Genomic DNA, 7,608 nt, shown 5'->3' with positions numbered 1-7,608 from the left:
AAACCCAATGAAAAGATATACCGCCCCTTTGTTATCCTTTCAATATTCTGGGCCTTTGCAATCCACTTGGTGACGGCCTTTCTGTACCAGGGGCTTCCCGCCAGGGCTTTCTGGAATAACCCCTTAATGGGTCCCAGGTTTTTAGCATCAGCTTTTGCGGCCGGTCCGGCGTTGATAACCATAGTGCTGGTCATCATTCATTCCGCCACCACCTTTAAAATTGAGAAACAGACCTTTAACAAACTGCGGATTATCATTGTCGTTTCCGCAATCATTAATCTGATCATGCTTTTTTCCGAGATTTTCAAGGATTTCTATTTCCCCACCCATCACAGCCTGCCGGCGGTCTACCTTTATTTCGGTCTCAAAGGTCATAATTCCCTGGTGCCATGGATCTGGTCCGCTATCGGCATGAACATTTTGGGCACTCTGGTGCTGGCCTTTAACCCGGGCCGCAATAATCCTATGGTGCTGTTCCCGGCCTCTGTTCTGCTTTTTGTAGGTATCTGGATGGAAAAAGGCATCGGATTGATTATACCGGGGCTGGTTCCGTCACCCATGGGGGAGGTGATCGATTACGTGCCAAGCTGGGTGGAGATCAGTGTTACGCTCGGCATCCTGGCTGTGGGCATAGCGGTTGTCACCATGCTGATCAGACCGGCCTTGATCATTGAACAGAGGTTTGAAGCGCGGCAATGAATTTTACCCTTTCTTCAGTTTTTTCCTCCAACCGGTTAATAAACTCTTCAAATCCAGTACTCCGGGTACTGGCGTGTCTTGGGGATATTATTTATCAAAACAGCAATCACCAACATAACAAAAGCACCGCTACCGGCGGGAATAACCGCATACAGATAGCCAAGGCTATGGATTTTGGGGCTCCCGATAACCGCGATTAATGCGGTAGCTCCGCCGGGTGGATGAAGTGTCCGGGTAGCGTGCATGATTGCGATCGCCGTTGCAACGGCGACAGCGGCAGCCAACCACATCTGATTGTGTAGTAATTTGTAGGCCGTTACCCCGATGATCGCTGAAATGATATGGCCGCCGATCAGATTCCTCGGTTGGGCCAAGGGACTTCTGATGGCGCCATAAATCAAAACGGCGGAGGCGCCGAAGGAACCGATGATCATTACCAGATCTGTGCCTTCGAATACGTTAAAATTTATAAAAGCTACAGAACCGATGCCCAGAAAAGCACCGATCCAGGACCAGATGATTTCAGAAAAACCCACGGCTGGCGGGCTCTTCGTCGTCCCTTTCATTTTCCGGAAATATTCCATATCATTTTTAGAGTACTGTCGAATTCTCTGTGGCGCAGGACGATCGCACAATATCTGCTCGGGTTACAATGCCTAGCAGTTTGTTGTTCCGGTCGGTGACCGGTGTTCTGTTAATATTCTTCTCTGTGAACATGTTGGCTATTTCGAAAACAGGTGTATCTTCACGCACCGTAATCGCAGGAGATGTCATAATGTCTTCTGCTTTTTGCATGCGCATGGGTAGGGCGATGCAATCTTTATTTCTTAGACAGTGGCCCACAACTCCCATAAACGATCTCATTTCTTTGGCGCCCATGTGGAACAGAAAGTCTTTTTCGGAAATAACGCCGACAACATTTTGGTCATCTCCAATTACCGGAACCCCGGAGATAAGGTGGCGGTCCAGAATATCGGCCACCTCTTCCAAGGACGTGTCTTTTTTTACAAAAACGACCGCTCTGGTCATCACATCCTTGGCCGTGATAGAATATGTCAATCGTTCGACCGCATGTTTAAAGGCAATACGATAAATTTCTTTAAAGTCGCCGGGAGTAATATCCAAATATCCGCTGATGTCCTTCATCGCTTTTAAGATATCGTCATCCGAGATATCCATGGGGCCGTCGTCTAAATATCGATTATTCATTTTATTATCCTTAGAACCTCTCCTGCTTTAAATAAAACGCCGGACAGCATCAAACTATTGAATAAACGACAAGTTCCCTCCGTAATTTTTCACCGTCTTCGGTTCCGTCTTCAACCCGTTCTTCCTCGGATTCCGAGACCACAAAAGAAATTTCACCAAACTCCTTACTGACAGCTTCCAAGGCCTCGTCAGTTTCACAGTACATGATAACATGCTGAAAGGATATTCCCTTTTCAGCGGCAGCCTGCTGAAATATTCCGACATTTTCTTCTGATAGGGATTTAAACTTTTTGCACAACTCGTCGCGGGATGATGAAAACAGCTTAAACGTATCACAGGACAGCGGCGCTGTATTTAGGGCGATGATCCCATAAGACATCCGCTGCGACATTTCCAGCGCATAGTCAATGATCTCTCCGGAAAAGCTGCTTTCCCTGCCGACCACCAGAAGTTTTGCGGGCTGCTGTGCTTCGGGTTGCTCTTGAAACAATTGCTGAGCATGTTCCGGCTCCCCTGCTTCGGCAAACGTGATCGCCTCTTGCTGCTGGTTCATTTTACCGGTTAGCCTGCCGATCCTCTGCTTTATTTTTCCCAAAATGCTCGCCATCTTTTTGCTCCTTCTCTCATTAATTTAACGTCTCGTAAATTTTACTGCCGGAGAGCCTTTTGTTTGAGGTGCTCGAAGACGTCGGGTCCTTCAGCGTCGGCCTGCTCCTTTTGCGAGGCTATTTGGTGGATAAATTCGATAGCTTCCTTGTCAAAACTGCCGACCTGCCGGTCGATTAAATTCAAAGAGTTGTGGATCAGGCTGTAAATGACCATGGGACCGAAGACAATTTCCCCGCTCTCTTTGCGGCTCAAGACGCCGAAACCCTTATGATGACTTATTTTAAAGGCTTTGGGAGCCGGTTCGTACTCCAGAATCTCGGCAAAAAGTTCCAGCGATTCGATAACGCCTTCGGCATAGTCACGTTCCAGTGACGCGCAGCCGTCTTTGACAATTTCGTTTAGATCCGATTCGTCAAAGCTAAGATCCAGCGTCTCGATACATTCCTGCTGAATGGTTTTGACCGAATCTTCTTTTTTACTGATGACCACATCGCTGTCATTTAATATTTTGATAACATTTCGGATGCTGATCATCTCCTTGACCGTGGGGCTTTTGCGTAAAGCCACGTCTTCGACAAAGGTGTTATAAATGGCCAGATCATTGTCGAGCACCAGAATGTTGGTCTGTGCGGCAGCGGCATCCCGCAAATATAGATCAAGATCCCGCTCTTTTCTATAGGTATATGTACTCATTTCAAGCAGGCTGCGCATGCTATTCCTATCTGCCTTGCGGTCGCTGTCCGGCGGTCCGATGGTTGCGATTACCTGCTTTGCCAGGCGGTTGATTTTGATTTTCTCTAAAAGATTTTCTTTAAAGGACATGATGTTTCTTTTTTCTTCTTAATAACCACTTGATATTTACTGCTCGGAGGGGCTTGCCACCAAGGCACTAAGATTATATAATTATTCTATTTTCCTCCCAAATTTATTACTTCTTGGTGTCTTTGTGTCTTAGTGGCTGAATATTGATGGTAATATAATGCTAACATATCGGTTTGAGCAAGTAAACCACGTCCTTCCCAATCCCAATTGGAGACTTGACCAGGACACTATATTCTTATATATTCACCAAAATTTGCATAAATTGTTGTGCAAAAAATTTTATAAAAGGATAAATCATGAGCGAGACAGTAAAGCTAGAATTTGAAGGTAAAACTTATGAGTTCCCGGTTGTTACAGGTACCGAAGGTGAAAAGGCCATCGATATATCGCAACTGCGCCCCAAGACCGGGCTGATTACGCTCGATCCGGGCTATGCCAACACCGGCAGCTGTAAAAGTTCCATTACCTTTATGGATGGAGAAAAAGGCATTTTACGCTACCGCGGTATTCCGGTTGAACAACTGGCCGAGCATTCCAGTTTTATCGAGACCGCCTACCTTCTAATCAACGGCAGGCTGCCCACCGCAGAAGAACTCAAGCAGGTTTCGATTCTGTTCAATGATCATTCCCTGGTGCATGAGGACATGCAGATTTTTTATCAGAACTTTCCCAGGGGTGCGCACCCCATGGGTATCCTTTCATCCATGGCAAATGCTTTAAGAAGTTTCTATCCCGAACTACAGACAATTGAAGAAGAGATCAACATTACCGTTACCAGGCTGCTCTCCAAGATGCGCACTATGGCGGCCATGTCATACAAGATATCCAGAGGTCACAAGGTCGTTTATCCTCGGCCGGATTACAGGTACTCGGCCAATTTTCTGCACATGATGTTTGATACGCCGGTCAAACCTTATCAGATCAATGAAACGCTGGCGAAAGCATTAGACGTTTTTTGGCTTTTGCATGCCGATCATGAGCAGAACTGTTCGACTTCCACCGTAAGACTGGTGGGCAGCGGCAGGGTCAATCTTTACGCTGCTATTTCAGCCGGGATCGCCGCCCTGTGGGGACCGCTGCACGGTGGCGCCAACCAGGCCGTTATTGAAATGCTGGAGGATATTCAAAGAGACGGCGGTAATCATCAGCGGGCCATTGCAAGAGCCAAGGACAAAAAAGACCCCTTCCGGCTGATGGGGTTCGGCCACCGGGTTTACAAGACCTATGATCCCCGCGCTAAAATAATTAAAAAAATGTGTGACAAGATCCTGGAAGAGCTTAATATCAATGACCCGTTGCTCGATCTGGCCAAGGAACTGGAAGAAGTCGCCTTAACGGATGATTATTTTATTGAAAAAAATCTTTATCCCAACGTCGACTTTTACAGCGGTATTGTGCTGCGGGCCATTGGAATTCCCACTAACATGTTTACGGTCATGTTTGCCATCGGCAGGCTGCCCGGATGGATCGCGCAGTGGAAAGAGAGCATGGACGATCCTATGTGGAAGCTGGGACGGCCACGTCAGATCTATACCGGACCTTCTATTACGGATTATATTCCCATTCATGAACGCCATAGATGCCAGGCTTAGAAGCTTGCTGCAAGGGCTCAACCTGAGTTCAGCGGTCAAGCCGGTAAACTTAGATGATGAAAGAGAAGCTTTTTTGCATCCTCGTTTCCCGCGCAGGAGAAAATCTCCTGTGTTTCGGTATGAAAACTCCCCCTCAAAATACGCCGGTTTTGATGCGGTTTTACCTCTTGAGATCCTCGATGCCCCGGATGAAGTAGTTGAAATCTACCAGCAGAAGCAGCACGAGCTGGATCTTACGAAAGAGATGTTTGCTGCGGTCGGCAGCGACAAGTTTACCCGGCGTGCCATTGAAATTTTTGGTGCTCCAACCGCCGAGGATGCCGGGAAAGCCCGTGAGGTACTTGTAAGATTCGCCCATGTTACCCCTCCGGAACCAAGCAGCTCCGCCAAAGAATTTGCCAAAATGCTAAAGGCTCGTTTAGAAAAACTCGGTATTTCTATGAACATTGTGCTGCTATCTTCCATGGCGACAAGGATTTCGGTGGACGCCGCCTCGCGTGCAATCTGTCTGAACAAGAAGGCCTTGTTTGCACCGCAACAGATACAGCGCCTTTTAGTACATGAAGTCGACGCCCACGCTGTTCGCATCCACAACGGCTCTTGTCTGCCGTGGGGCATTTTCTGCATGGGCACGGCCGGATACAGGGAAGCCGAAGAGGGGCTGGCGGTCCATTTGGAAAACCGGTCCGGGCACCTCTATTCTTTCCAAAAGAAGATATACGCAGGGCGCTGCCTGGCGGTATACCTCTCGCTATCAGCCGGTTTTGCAGAAGTTTTTGAAGAGCTGCGGGACTATTTTGATGAAAAGACGGCGTATGCTATCGTGGAGCGGATAAAACGGGGGCTGTGCGACACTGCCCATGCAGGTGCGCTTACCAAGGAATTCCATTATTTTACCGGTCCCGACCGGGTTAGGTCGTATCTTCACAGCGGAGGCAATCTTTCAATGCTTATGGGTGGGAAAATAGCTTTCAAGCATGTACAAGTAATGGCAAAGCTGGTACAAGACGGTTTTGTAGATACCTCGAAATGGGTTTTCCCGTTGGAAATGGACGATGATAAAGAATCTGTACCAGTTGAAGGATGCCTTAAGTAAATATCAGGGGACCTGGGTCTGGGTGGGGCAGAGGGGCGTTGATGCCTATACAGTCCTTGACTTTGTTCCCGTAGAAGCGGTTTTCTGTTGCGACTTTGGTACGGAGTATGCCGGTCTCTGGGCCGCGGAGCGCCTGTTTTCCGTTGAAAAAAATCTAAAAAGACGGGAAAACTGGGGAAACCGAGACCTTGAAAGACTGTGGGAAGGGTCGATCCGCAAGCAGATCGAAACGTACATCAATGCTGCCAATGCTCCCATCTACACGGTCTGCTACCGTTCGCTTGCGGCTTTAGAAAAAGACAGGCGCTTTCGGGTTCTGGCGCCCTCCCTGGAGCTTAAGGACCTGTTTGACGACAAGTTGCGACAACTGCAACTGTTCTCCCGGCTGGGTGTAAAGACTCCCAAAACTTTGGTCTGCCGGCTGGATGAAACAACTTTTGCTAAAGCCGGCGCACACCTGGGCGGTCCCTTTGTGGTTCAGCCTCCGGTGGGCTCTTCCGGGGAAAATACTTACTTTGTAAACGATGAGGCCGCATTCGACGGGGTCAGGGATATACTTGACGCCAGACAGTGGGTAAAGTTGTCCAAATACATACCGGTGCCGTCCTTAAACGGGCATTGCATCGTGCTGCGTACAAGTTCCGGACTGCGGTCCATTGCTGTCTGCCCGTCGGTTCAAATTGTGGGCATCCGCGGATGCACCCGCCGGGCTGAAATTTACTGCGGAAATGATTTTTCAGCCGCCGGCAGGGTGCCCGCATATGTGATAGAGGAAATCTGTACTATTATGGAAAAGGTAGGTCTTTACATGGGCAGCAAAGGCTTTCTGGGAATTTTTGGCATGGATTTCCTCTTAAACGGCGACGAAGTCCTGGCGCTGGAGATCAACCCGCGGTTCCAGGGGTCAACCATGCTGCTGTCTTTACTACAGGCAGACAGGGGAGAATTACCTCTGGCAGCTCTGCACGTGATGCAGTTCATGGGCCTTGTGGAAGCATTCTCCCCGGAGTTCTTAGAGCAACTGCGCCGGATGTACCGGGCCCCGTATGCAGGCGCCCACTTGATCATCCACAGCTTAAAAGACAAGCCCTACTGTATGGAACACGATTTGAAAGCGGGCCTCTATACCCTTGCAGACCACGCCGTCGAATGGGTGCGGAGCGGAACAACCTACCGGGACGTGGAAAGCCCCGATGAATGGTGTGTCCTGGGCAATTTGCCCCTGCCGGCGACGGAAATCCGTCACGAAGCCCGTTTGGCCATGATACAAACAAATGCAAGTATTCTTGACGGCAATTTGCAACAATTAGGGTCTTATGCCGCGGCTTTTGTGAAGGCACTTCAGAGTTGCTGTTAGTTGGTCCCCCTTTTTATTTAGCCCTGAAAAACCTGGTCCTTTGGGCCTCCGGCTCGTAGAGCCTACGCCTCGGAGAGCCAGGTCAGAGATATTTGGCTCTGCCTTGGAGTTTTGTGTCTAAAATCACAAATTCCAAGCACCAAACATTAAATAAATCACAAATTCCAAGCACCAAATTTCAAATAAATCACAAATTCCAAGTCTCAAATTCCAAACAAGGGCTA

8 protein-coding genes are annotated in these 7,608 nt (G+C 48.5%); 4 read left to right on the top strand and 4 right to left on the bottom strand.

Annotation, left to right across the window (positions count from 1 at the left end):
- Positions 1-699, top strand: a 699-nt coding sequence (nrfD, locus tag V3S16_RS12490) for an NrfD/PsrC family molybdoenzyme membrane anchor subunit (protein WP_413885420.1), incomplete at its 5' end; no start/stop codon positions are given.
- Positions 700-746: 47 nt separating this feature from the next.
- On the opposite strand, the gene V3S16_RS12485 is transcribed toward nrfD, so the two are convergent.
- From V3S16_RS12485 to V3S16_RS12470, 4 genes are read right to left on the bottom strand one after another with little or no spacing between them, the layout of a single operon-like run.
- Entirely contained in the window at positions 747-1,265 is a 519-nt protein-coding gene (locus tag V3S16_RS12485) for an HPP family protein (protein WP_413885418.1), read from the bottom strand.
- A gap of 25 nt (positions 1,266-1,290) precedes the next feature.
- Positions 1,291-1,908 carry a CBS domain-containing protein gene (locus tag V3S16_RS12480; protein WP_413885416.1) on the bottom strand — a complete coding sequence of 206 codons (618 nt, stop codon included), beginning with the start codon at positions 1,906-1,908 and terminating at the stop codon, positions 1,291-1,293.
- A gap of 49 nt (positions 1,909-1,957) precedes the next feature.
- The gene (locus V3S16_RS12475; protein WP_413885414.1) at positions 1,958-2,515 is read right to left on the bottom strand and encodes a hypothetical protein; all 558 of its coding nucleotides are present in this window, start codon (positions 2,513-2,515) and stop codon (positions 1,958-1,960) included.
- A 41-nt stretch (positions 2,516-2,556) separates the two neighbouring features.
- Positions 2,557-3,339 carry a hypothetical protein gene (locus tag V3S16_RS12470; protein ID WP_413885412.1) on the bottom strand — a complete coding sequence of 261 codons (783 nt, stop codon included), beginning with the start codon at positions 3,337-3,339 and terminating at the stop codon, positions 2,557-2,559.
- Between the two features lie 296 nt (positions 3,340-3,635).
- On the opposite strand from V3S16_RS12470, the gene V3S16_RS12465 reads away from it, so the two are divergent.
- Genes V3S16_RS12465 through V3S16_RS12455 form a run of 3 tightly spaced genes read left to right on the top strand, consistent with a single transcriptional unit; the run spans position 3,636 to position 7,384 of the window.
- Positions 3,636-4,931: a citrate synthase gene (locus V3S16_RS12465; RefSeq protein WP_413885410.1), complete on the top strand. Its 1,296-nt coding sequence runs from the start codon at positions 3,636-3,638 to the stop codon at positions 4,929-4,931.
- Positions 4,906-6,027 carry a tyrosine/phenylalanine carboxypeptidase domain-containing protein gene (locus V3S16_RS12460; RefSeq protein WP_413885408.1) on the top strand — a complete coding sequence of 374 codons (1,122 nt, stop codon included), beginning with the start codon at positions 4,906-4,908 and terminating at the stop codon, positions 6,025-6,027. The genes V3S16_RS12465 and V3S16_RS12460 overlap by 26 nt, the downstream gene beginning before the upstream one ends.
- Positions 5,987-7,384 carry an ATP-grasp domain-containing protein gene (locus V3S16_RS12455; RefSeq protein ID WP_413885406.1) on the top strand — a complete coding sequence of 466 codons (1,398 nt, stop codon included), beginning with the start codon at positions 5,987-5,989 and terminating at the stop codon, positions 7,382-7,384. The genes V3S16_RS12460 and V3S16_RS12455 overlap by 41 nt, the downstream gene beginning before the upstream one ends.
- Positions 7,385-7,608 lie beyond the last annotated feature (224 nt).

This window comes from Candidatus Desulfatibia sp., assembly GCF_036446775.1.
Lineage (GTDB): Bacteria > Desulfobacterota > Desulfobacteria > Desulfobacterales > UBA11574 > Desulfatibia_A.
This window is presented reverse-complemented; position numbering and strand designations above follow the sequence as displayed.